Raw genomic sequence first — 24,558 nt, forward strand, 5'->3', positions numbered from 1 at the left:
AACAGCAGTAAGGAGTGCACGGGTGCTGGAGCGCATCGGGTCGCCGCGGGATCTTCGCGGGCTGACCTACGAGGAGCTGGGGGAGCTCGCCGCGGAGATCCGCGACTTCCTGGTCGACAACGTGTCGCGCACGGGCGGCCACCTGGGCCCCAACCTGGGCGTGGTGGAGCTGACCCTCGGCATCCACCGCGTGTTCCACTCGCCGCACGACTCGATCGTGTTCGACACCGGCCACCAGTCGTACGTGCACAAGCTGCTGACGGGGCGCCAGGACTTCTCGACGCTGCGGCGCCGCGGCGGGCTGTCCGGGTACCCGGACCGCCAGGAGAGCGTCCACGACATCGTCGAGAACTCGCACGCCTCGACGGCGCTGTCGTGGGCGGCGGGCATCGCGCGAGGGCACACGCTGCGCGGCGAGACGGAGCGCACCACGATCGCCGTGATCGGCGACGGCGCCCTCACCGGCGGCATGGCTTGGGAGGCCCTCAACTCGCTGGGCGCCTCGCACGACCGCGTCGTGGTGGTCATCAACGACAACGGCCGCTCGTACGCGCCGACCATCGGCGGGCTCGCGCGCAAGCTCGACACCATCCGCACCGACCGCCGCTACGAGGAGTTCCTCGGCTGGGGCAAGCGCACGTTCCAGGGCCGGGGGCGCCTGCGCGGCTGGACCTACCAGAGCGTCATGCACGGCAAGCGGGCGCTCAAGGGCCTGCTCACGGAGGATGGCGTCTTCTCCGACCTCGGCCTCAAGTACATCGGCCCCATCGACGGGCACGACCTGCGCCAGGTCGAGCACGCGCTCAAGCGCGCCCACGACTTCGCCGGCCCCGTCATCGTCCACGTCCTGACCGAGAAGGGCCGCGGCTACTCGCCGGCCGAGCAGGACGCCGCCGACCGGTTCCACGCGGTGGGCAAGATCCACCCCGAGACGGGTCTGCCCATCGAGCCGTCGCGGTTCGGCTGGACGGCCGTGTTCGCCGACGAGATCGTCGCCGCCGCCGAGGAGCGGCCCGACCTGGTCGCGATCACCGCCGCGATGCTGGCGCCCGTGGGCCTGCAGCCGTTCGCCGACGCGTACCCCGAGCGGGTCATCGACGTCGGCATCGCGGAGCAGCACGCCGTCACGAGCGCCGCGGGCCTCGCGTACGCGGGCCTGCACCCGGTGGTCGCCGTCTACGCGACGTTCCTCAACCGCGCGTTCGACCAGGTGCTCATGGACGTGGCGCTGCACCGGGCGGGCGTGACGTTCATGCTCGACCGCGCGGGCCTCACCGGCGACGACGGCCCCAGCCACAACGGCATGTGGGACATGGCGCTGCTGCGGCACGTGCCGGGCCTGCGCCTCGCGGCGCCGCGCGACGAGGCGACGCTGCGCCAGGCGTTCCGCGACGCGATCGACGTCGACGACGCGCCGACCGTGGTGCGCTACCCGAAGGGCGCGGTGTCCGACCCGATCCCGGCGATCCGGTCCGTCGGCGGCCTCGACGTGCTCGCCGAGCACGGGGACGCCCCGCGGGTCGTCGTGGTGGGGCTCGGGTCGATGGCCTCCACCGCGATCGACGCGGCCGAGAAGATCGCCGCCGACGGCATCGACGCGCTCGCCGCCACCGCCACCTGGGTCCACCCGGTGCCCGAGGGCCTGCGCGAGCTGATCGCCGACGCCGAGCTGGTGGTGACCGTCGAGGACGGCCTCACCGACGCGGGCATCGGCCAGGAGTGGGCCGCCTACGCGCGGCTCGCGGGGATCGGCGCGGACTGGGCCCACCACGGCATCCCGCGCGAGTTCCTCCAGCACGCGTCGCGCGCGCAGCTGATCGGGGAGCTGGGCCTCGACCCCTCGGCGATCGCGACGGACACCCTGGAGCGGCTCGAGAAGGACTAGCTACTCGGTCGGGGCCTCCGCCTCGGTGAACGCCGTCGCCAGCTCGGGCGCGACCACGTCGAGCTGCCACGCGCGGGCACCCCGGCTCGCGAGGAAGTCGCGGATCCACGCCTCGCCGCCGCCGGCGTACTCCCAGCAGGCGCGACGCATGGCGTCGGGCTGCAGGAGGTTCTCGGCGGGCACCTCGTGCCGCTCGACCAGGGTCGCGATCCGGTCGCGCGCGGCGCCCAGCCGCGCGAACGCCTCCGGACGCTTGTCCTTCCACACGCGCTGCTGCGGCGGGCCGTCGCCCTGGGGCGCACGGCGGGCCGGCAGCTGCTTCTCGGGCAGCGTCATGGCCTCCTCGATGGCCTTGTACCACTGCGGAGCGCGGCGCTTGGTGCCCTTGGACTGGAACTCGCGGACGCCCAGCAGGGCGTCGAGCGACGCGGGCCTGGCCTGCGCGGCGGCCACGATCGCCTGGTCGCGCAGCACGCGGCCGGGGGAGATGTCGCGGCGGCGCGCCTCCTTGTCGCGCGCCTCCCACAGGGAGCGCACGATCGCGAGGCCGCGCTGGTCGCGGACCATGTGCGACCCGGACGTGCGGCGCCACGGCTCCTCGCGGGGCTCCGGCGGGGGAGCGAGGCGGACCGCCTCGAACTCCTGCTCGGCCCACTCCAGCTTGCCGGCCGCCACGAGGTGGCCGGCAAGGCGCTCGCGGAGGTCGAGGAGCACCTCGACGTCGAGCGCGGCGTACACCAGCCAGTCGTGGGGGAGCGGTCGCGTCGACCAGTCCTGCGCCGAGTGCTCCTTCGCGAGCGCGAAGCCGAGCTCGCGCTCGACCACCGCGGCGAGACCCACGCGCGGCCAGCCGAGCAGGCGTGCGCCCAGCTCGGTGTCGAACACCTTCGCGGGGCTCATGCCCAGCTCCCGCATGCCCGGCAGGTCCTGGCTCGCGGCGTGGAAGATCCACTCCGCGTCGCCGAGCGCCTCGCCGAAGCTCGACAGGTCGGGCAGCGCCGCCGTGTCGATGAGCGCGATCCCCGCGCCCTCGCGCTTGAACTGCGCGAGGTAGGTGCCCTGGCCGTAACGGAAGCCCGACGCCCGCTCGGCGTCGGCCGCGACCGGGCCGGTGCCGGCGGCGAAGGCCTCGCATGCGGCGGCGAGCGCCTCGGGGGTGTCGATGATCGGCGGGACGCCGCCCTCCGGCTCGGTCAGCGGGATGGGGGCGGGCGCATCGTCCTTGGTGGACGGGGCCGCGTTGTCGGTCACAGGGTCCTTCCCGGCGTCGTGCGCACCGCTCGGGGCGTCGGGGGGACGCCGGCGCAGGCCGCCAATAGATCCGTCCACGCCGCGATGTGCGGGGCCAGATCGGTCGTGGTGGGCGTCCACGACGCCCGGAGCTCGATGCTGACCTCGTCAGGTCGGTCGGCCATCTCGCCGAACGATGTCGAGGTCACCTTGGTCACGGTACCGCCACGCGCGCGGTGAGGTGCGTGCGCGAGGGAGTCCGACAGCCAGGACCACGCGACGTCGCCCCACATGTCGTCGCGGCCGACCTCGGGATCGGCCGTCGCCTTGACGAGGGCGACGATGCGCATCGTCCCCTCCCAGGCGTCCTGGCCGTCCGGGTCGTGCAGGATGACGAACCGGCCCGACGCCTCCTCGCCCTCGACCTCCCCGTTGATCGCGGCCGCGTACGGCGCGATGCGATGGGGGGCCGGGACCTCGGTGAGGCGGACCGCCGGGTGGGTGGGGGCGTCGCGCAGCGACAGGAGCGCCTCGCGGAAGTCCGCGGGTGCGGATTCGAGGTCGCTGGCCATATGCGGAGCCTAAGCCCGTGCCTGGTGGGACCGCGTACGCCACGCTTTGCGTGAGCGTCTAGGCTGACCCAGGTATCCCCGACACGAAGGAATGGACGATGGCGCTCGCTCAGATCGGTGTGACCGGACTCGCGGTCATGGGCCGCAACCTGGCTCGTAACTTCGCACGCAACGGCTTCACGGTCGCGGTGCACAACCGTTCCGCGGAGAAGATGCACTCCCTGATCGCCGAGCACGGCGACGAGGGCACGTTCATCGGCTCCGAGTCGCTCGAGGACTTCGTCGCCTCGCTGCAGAAGCCCCGCACCGTCGTCATCATGGTCCAGGCCGGCGGCCCGACCGACGCGGTCATCGACCAGCTCACCGGGCTGCTCGAGACCGGCGACATCATCGTCGACGCGGGCAACGCGCTGTACACCGACACCATGCGCCGCGAGAAGGACCTCGCCGCGAAGGGCCTCCACTTCGTGGGCTCCGGCGTGTCCGGTGGTGAGGAGGGCGCGCTCCTCGGCCCGTCGATCATGCCCGGCGGCCCCGCCGAGTCGTACGTGACGCTCGGCCCGATCCTCGAGAAGATCGCCGCGAAGGCGGAGGACGGCACGCCGTGCTGCGTGCACATCGGCCCCGACGGCGCCGGCCACTTCGTCAAGATGGTCCACAACGGCATCGAGTACGCCGACATGCAGCTCATCGGCGAGGCGTACGACCTGCTCCGCACGGGCCTTGAGCTCGAGCCCGCCGAGATCGCCGACATCTTCGCCGAGTGGAACCAGGGCGACCTGGAGTCCTTCCTCATCGAGATCACCGCCGAGGTGCTGCGTCAGAAGGACGCGATCACCGGCAAGGCGCTCGTCGACGTCATCAAGGACGAGGCGGGCCAGAAGGGCACGGGCCGCTGGACCGTGAAGTCCGCGCTGGACCTCGGCGTGCCCGTCACGGGCATCGCGGAGGCCACGTTCGCGCGGGCCATCTCGTCGCAGGTGGCGCAGCGCGCCGCGGCGCGCGACGTGCTCACCGCGTCGACCGGCGACTTCCACATCAACAACCGCGAGGGCTTCATCGAGGACGTGCGCCTCGCGCTGTACGCCTCGAAGGTGGTCGCGTACGCGCAGGGCTTCGACCAGATCCGCGCGGCCTCGGAGGAGTTCGGCTGGGACATCACGCTCGGCGACATGGCGAAGATCTGGCGCGCCGGCTGCATCATCCGCGCCCGCTTCCTCGACCGCATCACCGAGGCGTTCTCGCGTGACGCCGACCTGCCGACCCTGCTCGTCGACCCGTACTTCGCGGACGCGGTCGCCGGCGGCGTGGGCGCGTGGCGCCGCGTCGTCGCGCAGGCGGCGCTGACCGGCGTGCCGGCCCCGGCGTTCGGCTCGTCGCTGTCGTACTACGACTCGCTGCGCGCGGAGCGCCTGCCCGCCGCCCTGATCCAGGGCCAGCGCGACTTCTTCGGCGCGCACACGTACAAGCGCACCGACCGCGAGGGCACCTTCCACACCCAGTGGTCGGGCGACCGCACCGAGATCTCCGCCTGATCATTCGGACGGGACGATGCGAGGCGCGCCGGGGATCCCCGGCGCGCCTCGCGCGTTCCTCGGGCCGATAGCCTGGGCGCCGTGAGCATCGAGCTGGTCGGGCGCAGGCCCGTGGTCGCCCCCGAGGACCTCATCGCCGGGCTCGTGCCGCCGCCGCACTTCGGCCAGGCCTCCTTCGAGACCTACCGACCTGACCCCATGCACCCGTCACAGGCCGCGGCCCTGGCCGCGGTGCGCGCCTTCGCGTCGCCGCACCTCAAGCGGTTCCGGTCCCGCAAGGGCGCTGGCGTCGGGCTCTACCTCGACGGAGGGTTCGGCGTCGGCAAGACCCACCTGCTGGCGTCGCTCGCGCACGCGCTCGGGCCCGACAAGGCGGTCTTCGGCACGTTCGTCGAGTACACCAACCTGGTCGGGGCGCTGGGGTTCATCGCCGCGCGCGAGGCGCTGTCGCAGTTCGCCGTGGTGTGCATCGACGAGTTCGAGCTGGACGACCCGGGCGACACCCTCATCATGGCGCGGCTCATGCGCGAGCTCACCGACGCGGGCGTGTGCGTCGCCGCGACCTCGAACACGCTGCCCGATGCGCTCGGCGAGGGGCGGTTCGCCGCCGACGACTTCCAGCGTGAGATCCAGGCGGTCGCGCGCGTGTTCGACACGGTCCGGATCGACGGTCCCGACTACCGTCACCGCGGCGACCTGGACTTCCCGCCGCCCGCCTCGGACGCCGCGGTCGCCGCCATCGCGGCCGGTGCGCGTGGGGCGCTGGCCTCGTGGCCCGCGCTGCTGGCCGACCTCACGCAGGTCCACCCCTCGCGCTACGGCGCGTACGTCGACGGGGTCGGCGCCCTCGCGATCACCGACGTCGCGCCGCTCGACGACCAGAACCAGGCGCTGCGCGTGGTCGCGCTCGTGGACCGCCTGTACGACCGCGACGCGGCCGTCGCCGCCGCGGGGGTGCCGCTCACCGAGATCTTCACCCCCGAGATGATGCGCGGCGGCTACCGCAAGAAGTACCTGCGCGCGCTGTCGCGCCTCGCGGCAATGTCCCACGCCGCGATCGCTCACGCACGCCCCGTGTAGGCGCGCGCCGCATCGTCCCGGCCGCCGCATCGTCCCCGCGCTCGCGCCGCCGCCCGACTGCTGGTAGACCGGAACGGGCGTCTCTTCTTGGGGGTGTGCGATGGCGAGCAGCACGGGGGCCGCGGCCGGCGGCGGCGGGTACTTCCTGGCGATGGTCGGCTCGGCGGTGTGGTTCTGGCAGCAGGCGGACGGGTTCTGGGAGCACGTCGGGGCGCTGCTGCAGGCGCTGGTGTGGCCGGCGTTCCTCATCTACGACCTGTTCCAGTTCCTCAACGCGACCTGAGGGGCGTGGGTCATGGGACGCATCAGCATCGACCTGTTCACGACGCTCGACGGCGTCGCGCAGGCGCCGGGGGCGCCCGAGGAGGACCCGTCGAGCGGGTTCGAGTTCGGGGGATGGCAGGCGCCGCTCCAGGATCCGCTGGTGGGCGAGCGCGTGCTCGCGGGGATCCTCGAGATGGATGCGCTGCTGCTCGGGCGGCGCACCTACGACATCTTCGCCGCCTATTGGCCGTTCCATCTCGACGGGCCTCCCGGCCCGATCGGGCGGAGGTTCGCGGAGGTGCCCAAGTATGTGGCGTCGCGTGGGCCGCTGGAGCTGTCGTGGGAGGGGTCCTCGTTGCTCGGGAGCGACCTCGTGGCGGAGGTCGGCGCCCTGCGCGAGCGGCACGAGGACGTGCATGTGATCGGGAGCATCGGCCTGGTGCAGACGCTGCTCGCGCACGATCTGTTCGACGTGCTCAACCTCTGGATGCATCCCGTGGTGCTGGGGCAGGGCAGGAAGGTGTTCCCCGACGGTGCGCACCCGGAGCGGCTGCGGCTGCTGTCGCCTGCCGAGACGGGGGAGCGGGGCGTGGTCGCGCTGCGCTACGGGCCCACCGGCGAGCGGCCCGGGGCCGGGGTGATGGGGTAGGGGGTCCGGCTTGTCGGCGGCGCCGGACGTGGACGTGGACGTGGACGTGGACGTGCGCGGGGTCGGCGGGTGTGCGTGCATCGACCTCGTGGGCGCGGGGTCGGGGCGGCGCACCCCCGCCGGATCCTGGTGCGACGGGGTGTCCAAGGGAGCAATTCGTCAATGCACACTCGTGAAGCGACCTCAGTCTCGCGCTTGGTTCGGGCGGCCGAGAATGTCATCGAGGCGCCGCGCGTAGTCGGCGCCTGCGAGCCCCGCGCCGACGCACAGGTCGCGCCAATCCAGCAGTGCGAGTGACATCGCGTCCTCTAGCCAATCCATGCGCCCGTTGGCGGTGATGAGCACTGCGGCGTGAACCCGCTCAAGATCGACCTGCAGTGGCGGGTTGAGCAAGCCGAGCCGCGCGATTACCTCCGGCGCTGCCGAATCGAAGTCCTGCACCGCGCGCGCGGCGACGCGGCGGGTGACGTTCTCCATGGTCACGAGCATTCCACGGCCCGACAAATCATCAGAGCGTCGGCACGCTGAGACGAGCACCGCCCACCGGACGCCCTGGGCGCGGCGGGTGCGCGTGCCACGGTGACGGTGAAGGGAGCTTCTCTGTGCCCGTACGCCGGTCGACCCTCATGGCGCTGATGTCCACAGGCTGGTAGCCATGCCGACTTATCCACATACCAGGGATGATGCCTCGGAGTGAGTGTCAGACCCCTCTGTTTGACTGGTCTCATGACGATCTCCTTGACTCGGATCACGCAGGCGCTGGCGGCGCTGCGTGGGTACGAGTCGCGCCTGGTCGTGAGCCTCACTGGCGCCGAGCTGGTCGCGTTGCAGGACGCGGTGGCCAAGTTGATGCGGCTGGTGGAGGTCCTCGCGGCGATCGTCGCGGCCGAGGTCAAGCGACGCTCGGACGAGGACCACGCCAAGGGCGGAGGGCTCGCAAGGCGGCAGGGGCACGCGAACGCGCAGTCGATGGTGGCCAAGTCCACCGGCGGGTCCTCGGCGCAGGCCAACGACCTCATCCACTCCGGCGGCCTCTTCGGCGAAGGTGAGGGTGAGGACGAGGGGTCGGACGACCCCGAGGGCGGCGGCGACACCAACTCCGGCGCGGGCGGTTCGGGCGAGGGCGGGTCCGATGGAAAGGCGCGGGGGCGTGCGCCGCGCTATCGGCATGTGGCGGCGGCCTTCGAGTCCGGGGAGATCTCGGCGGCGAAGGCGGCCCTGCTGCGTCGCACGTTGGACCGCATCGACGGCGGCGACGACGGTATCGAGAGACGCATCGTGGCCCGCGCGATCCGGCTGTCGTTGGCGGACCTGAAGAAGGTCTGCGAGCAGGTCGTCGCCCTGTGGGACGCTGGCAAGACCAAGGAGGCCGAGAAGCGTCGGCGCGACGCACGCTTCCTGAGCCTCAGCGAGGGTGCGGACGGGATGACGACCCTCTACGGAAAGCTCGACCCCGAGTCCGCGGCCGTGATCGCGACCTACCTCGACGCGCAGGTCAGGGCCGGCCTCCGCACCCGGCAGGAGATGAGGCTGGGCAAGGCCGAACCGGGCGAGGCCGGACGGCTCCGCGTCGATGCCCTCGTCGAGCTGGCCCGCCACGGCATGCGGTGCGACCAGCCCGGCTCGGGCGTGTCGACCGAGGTGGTGATCCGTATCGGCTACGAGGACCTCAAGAAGGGGCTGGGCCTGGGCGAGTGCGACGCGATCAGCACGCCCCTGTCGGGCGGAGCGCTGCGCCGCCTGGCGGTAGATGCCAAGCTGCTGCCTATCGTGCTGGGCTCGAGGTCCCAGCCGCTGGATGTGGGCTACGCCGTGCGCTCGTTCACCCCGGGGCAACGCCATGCGTTGGCCGAACGCGACGGCGGCTGCGCCTTCTGCCACCGCCCCGTCGCGTGGTGCAACGCCCACCACATCGACTGGTGGGCCAGGGACCTCGGCCCGACCGACCTGTCCAACGGAGTGCTCCTCTGTGTGACGTGCCACCACCGGATCCATGACGATGGCTGGCAGGTCAAGGCCACCGCGACCGAGGTGTGGTTCATCCCTCCCGCATCCGTCGACCCCGAACGCACGCCACGACAAGGCGGGAAGGCCGCGCTCCATGTCCCCCTGTGATCGCCCCGCCCCCACGGCGCCAACCCGGCCACACCGGAGGCGCCGCACCGGCACGCCCGGCCGCCGTCACACCGGCGCGGACACGGCAGGATCAGCCGTCGACGGCCACCAGCGCCACCGCATCGGGTGCGAGCATGAGTGTCCCGCGCGAGCCGTTGGCGCCCTCGACCGCGACGTTGCCGAAGACCCCGACGACGTCCCCCGTGAGCGGCACCGCCATGGGTGCCGTGGACAGGTTGGCATGCACCGCCACGGGCCCGTGCATCGTGAGCTGGCGAGGCGCCGCCTCGGACGCGCCGGCGGGATGGGCGGCCCACGCCCCGTCGGCGAGCGTGCGGGGTCGCGCCGCCATCACGGACGCGACCCACTCCTCGAGCCGGCGATGCGCCTCCGAGGACGCGGCGACGCCCGAGCCGAGCTTCGAACGCAGGAACGTCTGGCGGTCCTGGGGGTCGGGGACCGAGACCGCGCCCCCGTAGAGCTCCTCCCAGCCGTGCCCCGCGAACTCGCTCATGCGGCCTTCGGACACGGCCGAGCCAAGCGGCTCGTCGTGATCGGTGAAGAACATGAACGGCCGGGTCTCGCCGTACTCCTCGCCCATGAACAGCATCGGCGTGAAGGGCGACAGCAGCACGAGCGCCAGCGAGGCCGCCTGCGCGCCGGGGGACAGACGCGACGCAGGCCGGTCGCCGATCGCGCGGTTGCCCACCTGGTCGTGGTTCGAGGCGAACACGACGAACCGCCGGCGATCCACCGAGGGCGGCACCGGAGCCCCCCACGCGCGCCCGCGGAAGGTCGAGAACGAGCCGTCGTGCAGGAACACCTCGCGGTACACCTTGTCGAGCACTTCGATCGAGCCGAAGTCGCCGTAGTAGCCGTGGCGCTCGCCCGTGAGGTACGCGTGGAGGGCGTGGTGGACGTCGTCGGCCCATTGGGCGGTCATCCCGAGCCCCCCGGCCGAGGTGGGGGTCACCATCGTGACGTCGTTGAGGTCCGACTCCGCCGTGAGCGACAGCGGCCGCCCCAGGGAGGAGGCGAGCCCGGCGACCGCGTCGGACAGCTCCGCGAGCAGATGCCGCGGCGAGTCGTCGACGAGGGCGTGGACGGCGTCGAGCCGCAGCGCGTCGATGTGGAAGTCGCGGAACCAGCGCACCGCGTTGTCGATGATGAACGCGCGCATGCCGGCGGCGCCCGGCTGGTCGAGGTTGACCGCCCATCCCCACGGCGTCTCGTGGGCATCCGTGAAGTACGGCCCGAACTGGGCGAGGTAGTTCCCGTCGGGACCCAGATGGTTGTAGACCATGTCGAGGCACACGCCGAGGCCGTGCCGGTGCGCCCGGTCCACGAACCGCTGGAGCGCCTCCGGGCCCCCGTACGCCGCGTGCACGGAGTACAGCGACGTCCCGTCGTAGCCCCAGCCCCGCGAGCCGGGGAAGGCCGCGAGGGGCATGAGCTCGATCATCTCCACCCCGCGGGCCGCGAGGTCCCGCAGCTGGTGCCCGTCGATCGCGTCGAGCGTCCCCCCAGGCGTGAACGTGCCCACGTGGAGCTCGTAGTGGACCGCCCCGCGCGCGTCGATGCCCGCCCAGGAGCCGTCCGACCATGCGTACGAGGACGCGTCGAACGTCCGCGACGGCCCGTGCACGCCCTGCGGCTGCCACGCGCTGCGCGGGTCGGGGAAGGGTCCGTTGCCATCCACCACGAACGCGTAGTCGGTGCGCGCGGGCAGCCGCGGGCCCTCCCACCACCCGTCGTCGGTGGGGCGCATGGCCGCGGTGACCGGCGCATCGGCCGGGCCGATCCTGCACTCGACGCGCGACGCGGCGGGCGCCCAGACCCGCACGGGGGCGCTCACGCACGCTCCAGGAGCGCCACCGGGTGGGACCGCAGCAGCTGCGCGAGCGGCACCGAGCCGCCCGTGACGGTGTGCCGGCCGATCACGTCGCGCCAGCGTCCCTCGGGCAGCTGGACCGTGTGCTCCGCCCAGCCGCCCAGGCGCTCGAGCTCGAGCGCGGCGCGCGTCGCGACGGTGACCGTCACGGGAGCCTCGCCGACCGTGCGCGCGAAGACCACCGCGTGGCCGGAGGACGATGCGAGGGGCACGTACCCCGCATCGTCGCCGATGAAGGCGGCCGGGTGGGCGCGGCGGATGCGCAGCGCGGACGCGGTGACGAGCATCTTCTCCTCGGCCAGCCCGCGCGGCTTGGCGCCGGTGAGGGCCCGCTGGAGCATGTCGGCGCGCAGGTCGAAGTCGACGGGACGGCGGTTGTCGGGGTCGACGAGGCTCGGCGCGAGCGTCTCGGTGCCCTGGTAGACGTCGGGGACGCCGGGCATCGTGAGCTGGAGGAGCTTCTGGCCCAGGACGCTCGCGCGGACGCCGGTCGCCGTGAGCCGGTTCCAGCCCTCGACGGCCTCGCGGACCGCCGGATCGGCGTGCGTGGCCTGCGCGAACCACAGCACCTGCGACTCGTACGACTCGTTGATGGAGGTCCACGTGGTGTGCGACTTGGCCTCGCGCATCGCCTTGACCAGGTAGCCCTCGAGGCGGTCCCACTCCATGACGCCGTCCTCGTCGGAGGTGCCGACCAGGGTCTGCCACCAGAGGTTCTCAGTGCGGCCGTCGAGCTCGGCGGGCCGCAGCTCGGACGTGCTCGCGCGCAGCTGCTGCACCAGGTCGTCCCACTGGTCCGCCGCCTCGGACAGCACTCCCAGCCGCGCCCGCACGTCCTCGGAGCGCTTGGTGTCGTGGGTTGAGAGGCAGGTCATCGCGTGGGGATAGAGCTGCTGCTGCTCGTGCGCCCACGCGTGGAACGCGGCCGGGGGCATCGCGAAGCGTCCGGCGGGGGAGCCGACCTCGCACAGCGGCAGCAGGTGGGTCCACCGGTAGTACGCGGTGTCCTCGACGCCCTTGGCCATGACCGCGCCGCACGCCTGCTGGAAGCGGGTGATGAGCTCGCGCCGGTTGGCGTCCGCGGTGCGGCCCGCGGAGCCGACCTCGGCGCCCTTGAGGAGGTCCACGACCACCTCGAGCGTCTCGAAGCGCTCCGGGTCCAGCACCCGTCGGGCACGCTCGGCGGCGTGGTCGATGGTCTCGATCGAGCTCGGGCGCGGCTGCTCGCCCTCGACCACGTAGGCGCGGTACCGGTCGAACGTGACGAGCAGGGTGCGCAGGCAGTCGTAGAGCGCGCGCCACGTGTGGTCGCGCAGCCGCACGTCGGTGATGCAGATGGTGTGCGCGATGGTCGCGAGCCGGTGGACCTCGCTCGACAGCGACTCGCGCACGATCTCCCACTTGGCCGCGTCGATCATCGCGGGCAGCTCGCCCATCGCGTCGCCCGTCACCCGGTGGAGCGTGCCGGCGAGCGGGGCCGCGCCCGCGGGGTCCCGCAGCAGCGCGCCCACACGCCACGACGCGTCGTAGCCGGTCGTGCCCGCCGTCTTCCAGGTGGTGGGAAGCCGCTCCTCGTCCTCGAGGATCTTCTCCACCACGATCCACGCGCCGTCGGTCGCCTCGGACAGGCGGGAGATGTAGCCGGCCGGGTCGGCGAGGCCGTCGGGGTGGTCGATGCGCAGCCCGTCGAGGGTGCCGTCCTTGACCAGGGAGACGATGCGCTCGTGGGTCGCGTCGAAGACGTCCTGGTCCTCGACGCGCACCGCCACGAGCGAGCCGACGTCGAAGAACCGCCGGTAGTTGAGCTCCTCGTTCGCGACCCGCCAATAGGCGAGGCGGTAGTGCTGCTGCTCGACCAGGCTCGCGAGCGGCAGGCTCTCCGTGCCGGGGCGGATGGGGAACACGTGGTCCCAGTAGCGCAGCACCGGCACCTCGCCCCGGTCCTCGAGCCCGGGCACCACCATGTGGTCGATGCTCAGCTCGCCGGCCGCGAGGACGGTGCCGATGCGCTGGCCCAGCACCGGCATGAGCACCGGCTCGCCCGAGCCCCAGTCGACGTCGAACCAGTGCGCGAAGGGCGACTCGTGGCCCTCCTCGAGCACGGACCACAGCGCCCGGTTGTGGAAGGCGGGGGTGGGCACCGCCATGTGGTTGGGCACCACGTCCGCGATGAGCCCGATGCCGCGCTCGCCGGCCTGCCAGGACAGGTCGCGCAGGCCCCGCTCGCCGCCGAGCACCTCCGCGATCCGCGAGTGGTCGACCACGTCGTAGAAGTGCGTCGAGCCGGGCGCGGCGGTGAGGATGGGGGAGAGGTACAGGTGCGCGACGCCCAGCGCGGAGAAGTAGTCGAGGCGGGCGGCGGCGTCGGCGAAGGTGAAGTCCTCGCTCAGCTGGAGCCGGTACGTGGAGACCGGCACCGGCGCATCCGGCCGGTGCCCCAGCCGCTTCGTGCTCCTCGTGCGTTCCTGCGTGGCGTCTGACATGGACCGAATCAGCCTCCTCGAAGTGTGACCATCATGGCAGACACGCCCCGAGGAGGCTGATATTCCCTTGGGCGGGGCTTTACTTCGCCGTGACCGTGATCTCCACGGGGATGTTGCCGCGGGTCGCGTTGGAGTACGGGCACATCTGCTCGGCCTTCTCCATCACGCGCTCCGCGGTCTCCTGGTCGATGCCCTCGGCGGTGACGTGCAGGCGCACGCCCAGCCCGAAGCGGTTGAGCGCCACCGGGCCGATCCCCACCTTGGCGGTCACCGTGGAATCGGTGAGCTTGACCTTCATGAGCTTCGCCGCGCCCTGGAACGCCGAGTTGAAGCAGGCCGCGAAGCCGGAGGCGAACAGCTGCTCCGGGTTGGTCTTCTTGGGCTTGGTGATCGGGTTGGGGATGACGAGCTCGACGTCGAGCAGCCCGTCGCTCGTGCGGACGTGGCCGTTGCGGCCGTCGCCGGTCGCCGTCGCCTCGGCGGTGTAGAAGGCCTTGGGGTGGCGCGGCTCCTTGTCGTGGGCGGCGCCCTCGCCGGGGGTGACGTCCAGGTCGTCGACGGCGGGGGTGGCGGTCTGCTCGGTCATGCGTGCTCCTCGGGATGATCGGTACGGGTTGTAGAGTTACTAGTACGTCTACTTCAGGCCCAACGCAAGTCGAGGCAGGATGGATTCCCGACAGGCGCCGCGGGAAAGGCGCCCGAGCAGGAGGAGCACGCGATGACCGTCACCACCGACGCCGCCCCACGGCCCCAGCGCGGCCCGGCCGTGCGCGACGCGATCGTCGACGCCGCCGCCACGCTGTTCTCCGAGCACGGCATCCGGGCCGTGAGCGCCGACCGCATCCTCGCGGAGGCCGGGTTCTCCAAGGTCACCTTCTACCGGCACTTCCCGTCCAAGGACGATGTGGTGGTCGCCTACCTCGAGCGCGAGCTCGCCTACGTGCGGGGCGTGATCGCGGCCGGGGCGGGGGAGCACGTCGACCTCGATGCGCTCGCGTCCGCACTCGTCGACGAGATGTGCCGGCCCAGCTTCCGTGGCTGCCCCTTCATCAACGCCGCCGCCGAGTATCCAGAGGCCGGCCACCCGGTGCGCGCCGTGGTCGCCGAGTTCCGCGCCCTCATGGTCGGCGCGATCGACGCGTGGCTCGCGCGGCAGGGGGTCGAGGACCGCGGCCGCATGGCGGAGCAGATCATGATGCTGCGCGACGGCGCGCTGGTCGCGGGCTACCTCGACGGGGATCCCGACGCCGTCTCGGCCGCGCTCGCGGACGGCCTCCGCGCCCTCGTGGGAGGCGCCCGGTGATCACGGCGTGGCAGGTGCGCGACTGGCGCATCCGCGTCGCCGACCTCTACGCCGACGTGCGCGCCGAACCCGATCCCGAGGCGGCCCACCGCGCGTGGGCCCAGGGCCGCGCCGCCCTGCTGCGCGAGCATCCGGCGACCGCCGTGCCCGCCGCCGCGCGCGCATCGTTCACCCCCGAGGTCGCGCCCTACGACCCGGCGATGCGCTTCGTGGTGCCCGTCCTGGGGGCCGATGCGGAGCGTCGGGAGGTGCCGACGCCCACCGACGGCGTGGTCCCGTTCGAGCGCGTGGGCCGGGTCGAGCTGTCGGGAGTCGGCTCGCTCGACGTGTGGTGGCTCGACTCGTACGGCGGAGGGATCTTCATCCCGCTGCGCGACGCCGCGCCGCGCACGTACGACGGCGGTCGCTACCTGCTCGACACCGTCAAGGGCGCCGACCTGGGCGGCACGCGGGATGCCCTGGTGGTGGACCTCAACTTCGCCTACCAGCCGTCGTGCGCCTACTCGTCCGACTGGGTGTGCCCCCTGCCCGGGCCCGGCAACCGGCTCGAGGTCGCCGTGGAGGTGGGGGAGCTGTACGTCCCGGCGGAGGCGTAGTCAGTCCGCGTCGTCCGGGTGCGTCGCGCTCACGCGCAGCAGCTCGATCACGGTCCTCGGGTGGTAGGTGGACCAGCGGTCCGCGCCGAGGACCATCGTGGCACCGGTCGCGTCGTCGACCAGGGTGAGCTCGATGTCCAGCAACCCGCCGCGCACGCGCACCTCGAGCCCGTCGCGCGGGAAGGTGCCCATGAGGTACGCGCGCTCGGGGTGGGCGGCGAAGAAGCCGTGCGGCAGGCCGAGCACGTGCACGCTCGTGGGGGTGACGGCGAGGCACACGTGCGGCGGCAGCTCCACCTCGCCGGTCGCGAGGTCCTCCGCGAGGTGCGCGCCCGCCTCCACGGTCTCGAGCCCGCCGTGGGCATTGACGGGGACGCGGCGGTCGGCCCGCTCGTTCCAGATCGGGTCGTCGAGCGCGCTCGCGGGCATGAACTCCGCCGCCGCCATGATCGCCTCGTCGCCGGTGACCTCGCGGGCCGCCGTGATGAGCCTGTCCTCGCGCGTCATCGCCGCCTCCTCCGGGCGCCCGCCGCGGACGGCCCTCCCTGCCACCGTACGCGGGTCGCGCGCCGACCGGTGAGCGGCGCCGGGAAACAAAGAACCGCCGCCTCCCGAGGGGGAGACGGCGGTTCCGATGGAGCGGACGACGGGACTCGAACCCGCGACCCTCACCTTGGCAAGGTGATGCTCTACCAACTGAGCCACGTCCGCATGGATGCTGCGTGGGCGATACTGGGATCGAACCAGTGACCTCTTCCGTGTCAGGGAAGCGCGCTACCGCTGCGCCAATCGCCCGTCGTCGTAGACGGATCGACCGCCTCCCGGGGGAGAGCGGTCAACGAGCGGACGACGGGACTCGAACCCGCGACCCTCACCTTGGCAAGGTGATGCTCTACCAACTGAGCCACGTCCGCGTTGCCGGGGCAGAAGCCTCGGACTTCAGAGGATCCCGAAGGAACCTCGTGGTGGGCGATACTGGGATCGAACCAGTGACCTCTTCCGTGTCAGGGAAGCGCGCTACCGCTGCGCCAATCGCCCGAGGTGGAGATGGGATTCGAACCCACGTATACGGCTTTGCAGGCCGCTGCCTCGCCTCTCGGCCACTCCACCGTAGTGCCGTCACCAAGGTGACGACCCTCCGAGCGGACGACGGGACTCGAACCCGCGACCCTCACCTTGGCAAGGTGATGCTCTACCAACTGAGCCACGTCCGCATGTCTGGGCTGTTGCCCTGACGAGAGATAGACCTTAGCGGATTTCCGGGCCCGGAACCAAATCGGCCCTTGGTCCCGCGTGGCGTGCCGCACGGCTCCCGTTCAGGGGGCGGGGGAGCGACACCCGACGTAACGACGTACACCGCTAGCGTGGGCGCCATGAGGTGGGAGGACGATGCGCGACGCGCCGGGAGCGCGGCGTTCCGCGGCGTGCGGGCGTGGGATCCCGTCGAGCACGTCGACCTCGCCCGCGACGGCGCGCGCATCGCCGCCGGCGGCTTCTGGGTGGTGGTCGCGACCTTCGAGGGTCGCCTCGACGCGTGGCGCATGGCCTCCGTGGAGAGGGACGATGCGGCGGTCGCCCCCGCGCCCGAGCCCGGTCCCGGACGGGCCTGGGAGGGTCCGGGCGCCTCGTCTTGGACGACCTCGCTCGACCGCGACGCCTACGTGGCCGGCGTTGAGGCGATCCGCGGGGACATCCGCGAGGGCGACGTCTACCAGGTCAACCTCTGCCGCATGCTGGCGGCGCCCCTCGCCGCACCCGAGCCGGGGCCGGACGCGGTGGCCCTCGCGCATCGTCTCGCGACGGGCAATCCCGCGCGCTACGCGTCGCGCATCGCGATCCCGCGGACCGAGGCGTGGCCGGGCGCGTGGGTGGTGTCCGCGTCGCCCGAGCTGTACCTGCGCGTCGACGGCGGCACGGTGACGTCCAGCCCCATCAAGGGCACCGCCGCGCCGGGCGAGGCGATGCTCCCCAAGGACGAGGCGGAGAACGTGATGATCACGGACCTCATCCGCAACGACGTCTCGCACGTGGCCCGGCCCGGATCGGTCGCGGTGCCCGAGCTGCTGGGCCTGCACGAGCACCCCGGCCTGGTCCACCTGCAGTCCACCGTGACCGCCGCGCTCGCCCCGGACTTCGACTGGACGGACGCGCTGTGGCCCGCGCTGCTCGACGGCACCTTCCCCCCGGGATCGGTGTCGGGGGCGCCCAAGGAGTCCGCGCTGCGGATCATCGCGCGCGAGGAGCCGGGCCCGCGCGGGGCCTACTGCGGGGGCATCGGCTGGATCGACGCGGACGCCCGCTCGGCCGAGCTGGCGGTCGGGATCCGCACCTTCGAATGGGTTCCGGACCAGGGCGGACGCCTCCGATTCGGTACCGGCGCGGGCATTACGTGGGGGTCTGACCCTTATGGGGAGTGGGAGGAGACCGAGCTCAAGGCGCGCCGCTTGATCGGGCTCGCCTCGGGCACCACACTGTCCGCATGACAACGCTGGTGTGGGCTGGGGGGCTCCTGCGTGCCGAGGACGAGCCGATCGTCTCCGCGCAGGATCACGGATGGACCGTCGGGGACGGTGTCTTCGAGACGCTGGAGGTGGTCCGAGGTCGCGCGTTCGCGCTGAGCCGCCACCTCAAGCGGCTGGCGTACTCGGCGGCGCGCATGGGGATGGCGGAGATCGACGCGGAGGCCGTCCGCGAGGGCGTGGGCGAGATCCTCGCCGCGGGCCCCGACTCGACGCGCCTGCGCATCACCGTCTCCACCGGACGCGGACCGCAGGCGACCGCGCGCGGCACCGGCCCCCACACGATCGTGGTGACGGCGACGGACGGGCCGCGGCCCGCCGAGTGCCGCGCGGTGCGGGTCCCGTGGCGCCGCAACGAGCGCTCGCCGCTCGCCGGTGTCAAGAGCACCTCCTACGCGGAGAACGTCGTGATGATGGAGTTCGCGCGCTCGCGGGGCGCCGACGAGGCGCTCATGGCCAACACCCACGGGCACCTGTGCGAGGGCACCGGCTCGAACATCCTGATCGAGCGCGGCGACGAGATCGTCACGCCGCCGCTCGCCTCGGGCTGCCTCCCCGGCATCACGCGCGGCCTCGCGCTCGAGTGGGGCGCCGACGCGGGGCTGCCGATCCGTGCCGCCGCGCCCGGCGAGCTCGAGATGAGCGTGCTCGACGAGGTGCTGCGCGGCGAGGCGTTCGCGGCCGTGTCGTCGTCGACACGCCGGATCCAGCCGCTCGCCTCGCTCGATGGCACCGCTCTCGTAGCAGGGCCTTTGCTCAGCGGTCTGCGGGACGTCTTCGAGTCGGCCGCGGCACTTGATGTCGATCCTGGTCCGAGACGCGGGAAATAGCCGCTATAGTTGTCGTCGCACCGCAAGGGGCGATTGGCGCAGGGGTAGCGCGCTTCCTTCACACGGAAGAGGTCACTGGTTCGATCCCAGTATCGCCCACCAACAGGGTCCTGGTTCCTCCCTCAGGGGAGAGACCAGGGCCCTTTCTGCATCCCCGGGACGTCCGGGCTGTCGATCAGCCCGTGTAGCCGCCCTGGGCGCCCGGGTCCGCGACGACGGGAGCGGCGGCGCCCGCCGTCGTCGGAGCCGTCGTGGTGACCCGCGTCCGGGCGGTGGTCGTGACGTCCGGGGAGACGGTGTCGCTCGGGCTGCCCGTGGTCGTGGTCGTGGGCTCGCCCGCGGTGGTCGGCGCGCCGGTCACCGGGGACCTGTCAGTCCCGCCGCCCCGGACGGACGTCGTCGCGCTCGCCGCCAGCGGGCTCGGGATGCCCGGAGGGGTGGCCTGGGGGACCGGGGTGGGGATGGGGTACTGGTCGGGCGTCGCCTGCGGCGTCGCCTGGGGCACGGCCAGGGGCACGGGCGTGCCCTGGGGGAGCACCTCCGGGGTGGGGAGCTGGTCGGGCGTCGCCTGGCTCGGCGTGACCGCCTGCGAGCTCACCGGGGCCGGCACCGCGTAGCAGCCGTCGGACGCCAGGCGGTCGCCTGTCGCCTCGTCGGCCTCGATGCTGGCGCGGTACTGGAGGTAGCCGCCGCCGGGGGCGTCGCAGACGATGACTACGTCGTGTCGTCGCGTCTCCGCGCTCGCTGCCGTGGTCATGACGATGCCGAGCGGCGCGGCGAGCGCGACGGCGGTGGTGACGATGCGGGTGGGCCTCTTCATGGTGGGGTGTCCTCTGATAGTGGGTGGGCCTGCGTGCGCGCGCCGTGGGGCGGTGGTCGGTCTGCACGGATCGCGACGCATTCATCGTCTCGGGCGGCGGCCGCCGTGTCGTCGTCCCGTCGTCGGCATGCGCGGCTACCACGTCCGCGGTACGCGCCCGCTGGGCAGGCGCTCTGCCAGGCACGATGCCGGGGAGGGGAATATCGTCCACGGCGCGTCCCGTTGCCGATCGGGTCCACCGATCGACGACGAAAGGGGTCCACCATGGACATGGACGACCTGAAGAAGAAGGCCGAGGAGGCCCTCCCCGGCGACGACACCGTCAAGAAGGCGGGGGAGAAGGTCCGCGAGCACACGCCCGACGCGGCGGACGTGCCGGTCGCGAAGGCCGAGCAATGGGCGAAGGACCACAACAAGGACTGACGGTCCGACGAAAGCGCCGCGCCGGAACCTCACCTGGCCGGCGCGGCGCCTTCGTCGCGTCGGCATGCCTACGCTCGGCGCATGCGCCTCTTCGTGGGGATCATGACGCCGGCCGCGATCGACGACGCGCTCGACGCCGTCCTCGACCCGGCGTACGTCGCGCGGGCCCGCGAGGCGGGACTCGACCGCTGGACGCCCCGCGAGGAGCGGCACATCACCCTCCGGTTCGTCGGCGCGACAGACGCGGATGCCGCGATCGAACGTGCGACCGCGGCCGCGGCGGCCATGAGCGACGCACCCGCGCTCGTGATCGGCCCGCACGCCGTGCAGCTGACCTCGCGCGTGGTCGCGTTCCCCGTGGCGGGAGCCGCCGACCTCGCCGCCGTCCTCGACGCGGCGCTCGTGCCCGCAGGGATCCCCACGCGCGACCGTCCCTTCACCGGGCACCTCACCATCGCGCGCTCGCGGCGACGCCTGCGCCCGGGCCAGCTCGGCGAGGCCCTGTCCCACCCCGCGCTCGCGATCCCGTGGGCCCCGCCGGCGCTCGAGGTGGTCCAGAGCGTGCCCGGCGAGGGGCCGCGCTACCGCGTGCTCGCCGCGTTCCCGTTCACGGGGTGAGGGCGGGCTCGGCCGCGACCCTTGCCGCGCATCGTCGCCCTCGCTACCGTCCCCGTAAGGATGACGGGAGACGCGGATGACGGGCACGGCGGGACGCGAGCCGGTGGACACGTCGCCGTCGCCGACTGTCACGGACGAGCGCGTCGCGCGCGGGGTGCCCGAGGAGCTCGACGAGTTCCAGCTGGTGGAGTACCGGCCCGAGTACCGCGTCGACCTCGAGCGGATCCGCTTCTCGCCGTACTTCTCGCGCCTGTCCGCCGTCACCCAGGTGATCTCGCAGTCGGGCGCGGGCCTGGCCGTCCACAACCGCCTCACGCACTCGGTCAAGGTGACAGCGGTGGCCCGCGCGATCGCCGTGTCGCTCGCGGGTGACTGGGGCGAGCGGGGCGCGCTCGTGCGGGACCTGGGCGGCTGCGACGCCGTGGTGGTGCAGGCGGCCGCGGCCGCGCACGACCTGGGCCACCCGCCGTTCGGCCACCTGGGCGAGCAGACGCTCGACCGCCTCGCGCGCGAGCGCTTCGGGCTGTCGGAGGGCTTCGAGGGCAACGCGCAGACCTTCCGCATCCTCACCCGCCTCGACGAGTACGACCGCGCCGGCCACGGCCTCAACCTCACCGCCGCCGTCCGCGCCGCCGTCCTCAAGTACCCGTGGACCCGGGAGCAGGGCGAGGGATGGCGCGCGGGCGCCGGGACCCCCAGGGGCCTCGCCCCCCACCGTCCGGGCGAGGGTGCCCGCAAGTTCTCCGCCTACACGCTCGACCTCGACGACATGCTCGACGCCCGCAGCGCGTACCCCGAGATCGCGCGCCGGCAGCAGACCGTCGAGTGCTCCGTGATGGACATCGCCGACGACATCGCCTACTCGCTGCACGACCTCGACGACTTCTACCGGGCTGACCTGCTCAACCAGGCGGCCGTCTCCGCCGAGTTCCGCACCTGGATCCGCGACCGGGCCGCGCTCGCGGTCGTGCCGCTCGAGGACCTGCGCCGCGCGCGCCGCACCGCCGGCCACGGGCTCGAGCTGCTGCGCCGCCGGCTCGTGAGCCACGACCCGTGGATCGCGGGGGACGATGCGTTCGGCGAGTCGGTCGCGCGCGTCGCCGAGGAGGTGGTGGACGGGCTGCTGTCGGTGCCCTACGACGGCTCGCTGGCCGCGGACCGCGCGCTCGCGGTCTTCATGGCCGGCTGGATCGCGCGCCTGCAGCACTCGATCACGGTGTCCCGCGACCCTCACATCCGCTCGGGCCACGTGAGCCTCGACGCCGCCGCGTTCCACGACGTCGCCGTCCTCAAGTTCCTGCAGGAGAGGTTCGTGCTCCACCGCCCCGACCTCGCGCTCTACCAGCGGGGACAGGCGAGCGTGATCGAGCGCCTGGTGCTGAGCTTCGAGGCGTGGCTCGACGACGACGACGAGGTGCGCCGTGCTCCCCGCCGCCTGCTCGACCTCGTGGAGCTCGCCGCCGAGGACTACCTCGTGCTGCGCGACCGCGCGCCAGAGCTGCTGCCCACCACCGACGCGTCCGCGCTGCGCCGCTTCGCGACGGGCCGCGGGATCATCGACTACGTCGCGTCGCTGACCGACGCGCAGGCGATGTCGGTCGCCAACCTGGTCTCCGGCGCCTCCGAGCGCCTGTGGGACGGGGGGCAGGGGCTGTAGGGCGCGTCGCCTCCTCAGCCACGCGGCGCGGCGACCCGACCGCCCGCGGATCGGTAGCATCGTCCCGTACAACCGAACGTCCGAGGAGTGACCTGTGCCCAGCGTGAATGCGACCATCGACGGCGTCGAGCGAGAGCTCGAGGCGGGCACGACGGGCACCGACCTGTTCGCGGACCGCCGGGACGTCGTCGTCATGCGCGTCGACGGCGCCCTGTGGGACCTCGCGCGCGAGGTCCCTGCCGGCGCGAGCGTCGACGCCGTGACCGTGTCCGAGCCCGACGGCCTCATGGTGCTGCGCCACTCGACCGCGCATGTCCTCGCGCAGGCCGTGCAGCAGGTCAACCCCGACGCGAAGCTCGGCGTCGGCCCGCCGATCGAGAACGGCTTCTACTACGACTTCGACGTCGAGACCCCCTTCACCCCCGAGGACCTCAAGGCGCTCGAGAAGGCGATGCAGCGCATCGTCAAGGAGGGCCAGGCCTTCGTGCGCCGCGAGGTGACGCGCGAGGAGGCGCTCGCCGAGCTCGCCCACGAGCCCTTCAAGTGCGAGCTGCTCAGCCACGAGGCCGACGGCGCCGAGGGCGCGTCCGTCGAGATCGGCGACGGCGAGATCACCATCTACGACAACGTCCGCCGGGGTGGCGAGCGCGCGTGGGGCGACCTGTGCCGCGGCCCGCACGTGCCGTCGACCCGCGTCCTCCAGAACGGCTGGGCGCTCATGCGCTCCGCGGCCGCCTACTGGAAGGGCTCGGAGAAGAACCCGCAGCTCCAGCGCGTGTACGGCACCGCGTGGCCCACCAAGGAGGAGCTGGTCGCGTACAAGGAGCGCCTGGCCGAGGCCGAGCGCCGCGACCACCGCAAGCTCGGCGCCGAGATGGACCTGTTCTCCTTCCCCGACGAGATCGGCTCGGGCCTCGCGGTCTTCCACCCCAAGGGCGGCATCGTCCGCATGGAGATGGAGGAGTACTCGCGCAAGCGCCACATCGAGGAGGGCTACGAGTTCGTCTACACGCCCCACGCGACCAAGGGCAAGCTGTTCGAGGTCTCTGGCCACCTCGACTGGTACAAGGACGGCATGTACCCGGCGATGCACCTCGACGAGGAGCGCGACGCGGACGGCAACGTCACCAAGCAGGGCCAGGACTACTACCTCAAGCCCATGAACTGCCCGATGCACAACCTCATCTTCGACTCGCGCGGCCGCTCGTACCGCGAGCTGCCCCTGCGCCTGTTCGAGTTCGGCACGGTCTACCGCTACGAGAAGTCCGGCGTGGTCCACGGCATGACCCGCGCGCGCGGCTTCACGCAGGACGACGCCCACATCTACTGCACCCGCGAGCAGATGAAGGACGAGCTCACCAAGACCCTCGAGTTCGTGCTCGGCCTGCTCAAGGACTACGGCCTGGAGGACTTCTACCTCGAGCTGTCGACCAAGAACCCCGAGAAGTTCGTGGGCTCCGACGAGGTATGGGAGGAGGCCACCGAGACGCTGCGCGAGGTCGCCGTCGCCTCCGGCCTCGAGCTGGTCCCGGACCCGGGCGGCGCCGCGTTCTACGGCCCCAAGATCTCGGTGCAGACCCGCGACGCGATCGGCCGCACGTGGCAGATGTCGACCATCCAGCTCGACTTCAACCTGCCCGAGCGCTTCGAGCTCGAGTACACGGCTCCCGACGGCTCGCGCCAGCGCCCCGTCATGATCCACCGCGCCCTGTTCGGCTCGATCGAGCGCTTCTTCGCGATCCTCACCGAGCACTACGCGGGCTCGTTCCCCGTGTGGCTGGCCCCCGTCCAGGTCCGCGCGATCCCGGTCGCCGAGCCGTTCAACGACTACCTCGCCGAGGTGTGCGCCACGCTCAAGGCGGAGGGCATCCGCGTCGAGCTCGACGCCTCGGACGAGCGCTTCCCCAAGAAGATCCGCACCGCCTCGAAGGAGAAGGTGCCCTTCGTGCTCATCGCCGGCGGCGACGACGCGGACGCGAACGCCGTGTCGTTCCGCTACCGCGACGGCAGCCAGGACAACCAGGTGCCGGTCGACGAGGCCGTGCGCCGCATCGTCGAGGCCGTGCGCACGAAGGCGCAGGTCTGACG

Annotated in this window: 22 protein-coding genes and 7 tRNA genes; 15 read left to right on the top strand and 14 right to left on the bottom strand. The window is 72.4% G+C overall.

The features are described from left to right. The first annotated feature begins 22 nt into the window (after positions 1-22). On the top strand, positions 23-1,885 hold the full coding sequence (gene dxs, locus AOM04_RS09390; RefSeq protein WP_062464534.1) for a 1-deoxy-D-xylulose-5-phosphate synthase: 1,863 nt from the start codon (positions 23-25) through the stop codon (positions 1,883-1,885). Here dxs and AOM04_RS09395 read toward each other — a convergent pair whose 3' ends face one another. After that, on the bottom strand, positions 1,886-3,136 hold the full coding sequence (locus tag AOM04_RS09395) for an HRDC domain-containing protein (protein WP_062464535.1): 1,251 nt from the start codon (positions 3,134-3,136) through the stop codon (positions 1,886-1,888). Further along, positions 3,133-3,687, bottom strand: a complete 555-nt coding sequence (locus AOM04_RS09400; RefSeq protein WP_062464536.1) for a DUF3000 domain-containing protein — start codon at positions 3,685-3,687, stop codon at positions 3,133-3,135. Before AOM04_RS09400 ends, AOM04_RS09395 begins: the two co-directional genes overlap by 4 nt. Before the next feature lie 98 nt (positions 3,688-3,785). Here AOM04_RS09400 and gnd point away from each other — a divergent pair, with 98 nt between their 5' ends. From gnd to AOM04_RS09420, 4 genes are all read left to right on the top strand, one after another. Continuing rightward, positions 3,786-5,222 carry an NADP-dependent phosphogluconate dehydrogenase gene (gnd, locus tag AOM04_RS09405; protein WP_062464537.1) on the top strand — a complete coding sequence of 479 codons (1,437 nt, stop codon included), beginning with the start codon at positions 3,786-3,788 and terminating at the stop codon, positions 5,220-5,222. A gap of 81 nt (positions 5,223-5,303) precedes the next feature. Further along, complete coding sequence (gene zapE, locus AOM04_RS09410) at positions 5,304-6,302, top strand: cell division protein ZapE (RefSeq protein WP_062464538.1); 999 nt, start codon at positions 5,304-5,306, stop codon at positions 6,300-6,302. A 100-nt stretch (positions 6,303-6,402) separates the two neighbouring features. Further along, positions 6,403-6,585, top strand: a complete 183-nt coding sequence (locus AOM04_RS09415) for a hypothetical protein (protein WP_062464539.1) — start codon at positions 6,403-6,405, stop codon at positions 6,583-6,585. 12 nt (positions 6,586-6,597) lie between these two features. Next, positions 6,598-7,215 carry a dihydrofolate reductase family protein gene (locus AOM04_RS09420; protein WP_062464540.1) on the top strand — a complete coding sequence of 206 codons (618 nt, stop codon included), beginning with the start codon at positions 6,598-6,600 and terminating at the stop codon, positions 7,213-7,215. 183 nt (positions 7,216-7,398) lie between these two features. On the opposite strand, the gene AOM04_RS09425 is transcribed toward AOM04_RS09420, so the two are convergent. Further along, a complete protein-coding gene (locus AOM04_RS09425) occupies positions 7,399-7,692 on the bottom strand; it encodes a hypothetical protein (RefSeq protein WP_156160683.1) in 294 nt (97 codons plus the stop codon). A gap of 249 nt (positions 7,693-7,941) precedes the next feature. Between AOM04_RS09425 and AOM04_RS09430 the strand changes: the two genes are divergently transcribed. Continuing rightward, entirely contained in the window at positions 7,942-9,330 is a 1,389-nt protein-coding gene (locus AOM04_RS09430; RefSeq protein ID WP_062464542.1) for an HNH endonuclease, read from the top strand. 91 nt (positions 9,331-9,421) lie between these two features. Here AOM04_RS09430 and treZ read toward each other — a convergent pair whose 3' ends face one another. From treZ to AOM04_RS09445, 3 genes are all read right to left on the bottom strand, one after another. After that, positions 9,422-11,185, bottom strand: a complete 1,764-nt coding sequence (gene treZ, locus AOM04_RS09435; protein ID WP_082104557.1) for a malto-oligosyltrehalose trehalohydrolase — start codon at positions 11,183-11,185, stop codon at positions 9,422-9,424. After that, the gene (gene treY, locus AOM04_RS09440; protein WP_369401362.1) at positions 11,182-13,638 is read right to left on the bottom strand and encodes a malto-oligosyltrehalose synthase; all 2,457 of its coding nucleotides are present in this window, start codon (positions 13,636-13,638) and stop codon (positions 11,182-11,184) included. Before treY ends, treZ begins: the two co-directional genes overlap by 4 nt. A gap of 145 nt (positions 13,639-13,783) precedes the next feature. Further along, positions 13,784-14,290, bottom strand: a complete 507-nt coding sequence (locus AOM04_RS09445) for an organic hydroperoxide resistance protein (protein ID WP_082104558.1) — start codon at positions 14,288-14,290, stop codon at positions 13,784-13,786. A gap of 132 nt (positions 14,291-14,422) precedes the next feature. On the opposite strand from AOM04_RS09445, the gene AOM04_RS14895 reads away from it, so the two are divergent. Then, positions 14,423-15,007, top strand: a complete 585-nt coding sequence (locus tag AOM04_RS14895; RefSeq protein ID WP_062464544.1) for a TetR/AcrR family transcriptional regulator — start codon at positions 14,423-14,425, stop codon at positions 15,005-15,007. Further along, a complete protein-coding gene (locus AOM04_RS14900) occupies positions 15,004-15,603 on the top strand; it encodes a DUF1684 domain-containing protein (protein ID WP_062464545.1) in 600 nt (199 codons plus the stop codon). The genes AOM04_RS14895 and AOM04_RS14900 overlap by 4 nt, the downstream gene beginning before the upstream one ends. Here the strand turns inward: AOM04_RS14900 and AOM04_RS09460 are convergent, their stop codons facing one another. The 7 genes from AOM04_RS09460 to AOM04_RS09490 all read right to left on the bottom strand — a co-directional run bounded on the left by AOM04_RS09460 (position 15,604) and on the right by AOM04_RS09490 (position 16,817). Next, entirely contained in the window at positions 15,604-16,110 is a 507-nt protein-coding gene (locus AOM04_RS09460; RefSeq protein ID WP_062464546.1) for a hypothetical protein, read from the bottom strand. Between the two features lie 128 nt (positions 16,111-16,238). Continuing rightward, a tRNA-Gly gene (locus tag AOM04_RS09465) sits at positions 16,239-16,314 on the bottom strand. Between the two features lie 12 nt (positions 16,315-16,326). After that, positions 16,327-16,398: transfer RNA gene (locus AOM04_RS09470), tRNA-Val, on the bottom strand. 46 nt (positions 16,399-16,444) lie between these two features. Then, positions 16,445-16,517, bottom strand: a tRNA-Gly gene (locus AOM04_RS09475). Between the two features lie 49 nt (positions 16,518-16,566). Beyond that, positions 16,567-16,641: transfer RNA gene (locus AOM04_RS09480), tRNA-Val, on the bottom strand. Position 16,642: 1 nt separating this feature from the next. Beyond that, positions 16,643-16,713: transfer RNA gene (locus tag AOM04_RS09485), tRNA-Cys, on the bottom strand. A gap of 31 nt (positions 16,714-16,744) precedes the next feature. Beyond that, positions 16,745-16,817 (bottom strand) — tRNA-Gly (locus tag AOM04_RS09490). 159 nt (positions 16,818-16,976) lie between these two features. On the opposite strand from AOM04_RS09490, the gene AOM04_RS09495 reads away from it, so the two are divergent. The 3 genes from AOM04_RS09495 (at position 16,977) to AOM04_RS09505 (ending at position 19,054) form a co-directional block, all read left to right on the top strand. After that, entirely contained in the window at positions 16,977-18,086 is a 1,110-nt protein-coding gene (locus tag AOM04_RS09495; protein ID WP_062464547.1) for a chorismate-binding protein, read from the top strand. Next, a complete protein-coding gene (locus tag AOM04_RS09500; protein ID WP_062464548.1) occupies positions 18,083-18,952 on the top strand; it encodes an aminotransferase class IV in 870 nt (289 codons plus the stop codon). The genes AOM04_RS09495 and AOM04_RS09500 overlap by 4 nt, the downstream gene beginning before the upstream one ends. Positions 18,953-18,979: 27 nt before the next feature. After that, positions 18,980-19,054: transfer RNA gene (locus AOM04_RS09505), tRNA-Val, on the top strand. Positions 19,055-19,127: 73 nt separating this feature from the next. Here AOM04_RS09505 and AOM04_RS09510 read toward each other — a convergent pair. Next, positions 19,128-19,772: a hypothetical protein gene (locus tag AOM04_RS09510; RefSeq protein WP_062464549.1), complete on the bottom strand. Its 645-nt coding sequence runs from the start codon at positions 19,770-19,772 to the stop codon at positions 19,128-19,130. A 264-nt stretch (positions 19,773-20,036) separates the two neighbouring features. On the opposite strand from AOM04_RS09510, the gene AOM04_RS14575 reads away from it, so the two are divergent. The 4 genes from AOM04_RS14575 to thrS all read left to right on the top strand — a co-directional run bounded on the left by AOM04_RS14575 (position 20,037) and on the right by thrS (position 24,556). Continuing rightward, entirely contained in the window at positions 20,037-20,195 is a 159-nt protein-coding gene (locus AOM04_RS14575) for an antitoxin (protein ID WP_156160684.1), read from the top strand. 81 nt (positions 20,196-20,276) lie between these two features. Next, the gene (locus AOM04_RS09515; RefSeq protein ID WP_062464550.1) at positions 20,277-20,813 is read left to right on the top strand and encodes a 2'-5' RNA ligase family protein; all 537 of its coding nucleotides are present in this window, start codon (positions 20,277-20,279) and stop codon (positions 20,811-20,813) included. Positions 20,814-20,889: 76 nt separating this feature from the next. Further along, on the top strand, positions 20,890-22,470 hold the full coding sequence (locus AOM04_RS09520) for a deoxyguanosinetriphosphate triphosphohydrolase family protein (RefSeq protein WP_082104559.1): 1,581 nt from the start codon (positions 20,890-20,892) through the stop codon (positions 22,468-22,470). Positions 22,471-22,564: 94 nt separating this feature from the next. Then, positions 22,565-24,556: a threonine--tRNA ligase gene (gene thrS / locus AOM04_RS09525; RefSeq protein ID WP_062464551.1), complete on the top strand. Its 1,992-nt coding sequence runs from the start codon at positions 22,565-22,567 to the stop codon at positions 24,554-24,556. The last annotated feature ends 2 nt before the right edge of the window (positions 24,557-24,558 follow it).

Source organism: Demequina soli, assembly GCF_000971195.1.
In the GTDB taxonomy this organism is placed as follows: Bacteria; Actinomycetota; Actinomycetes; order Actinomycetales; family Demequinaceae; genus Demequina; species Demequina soli.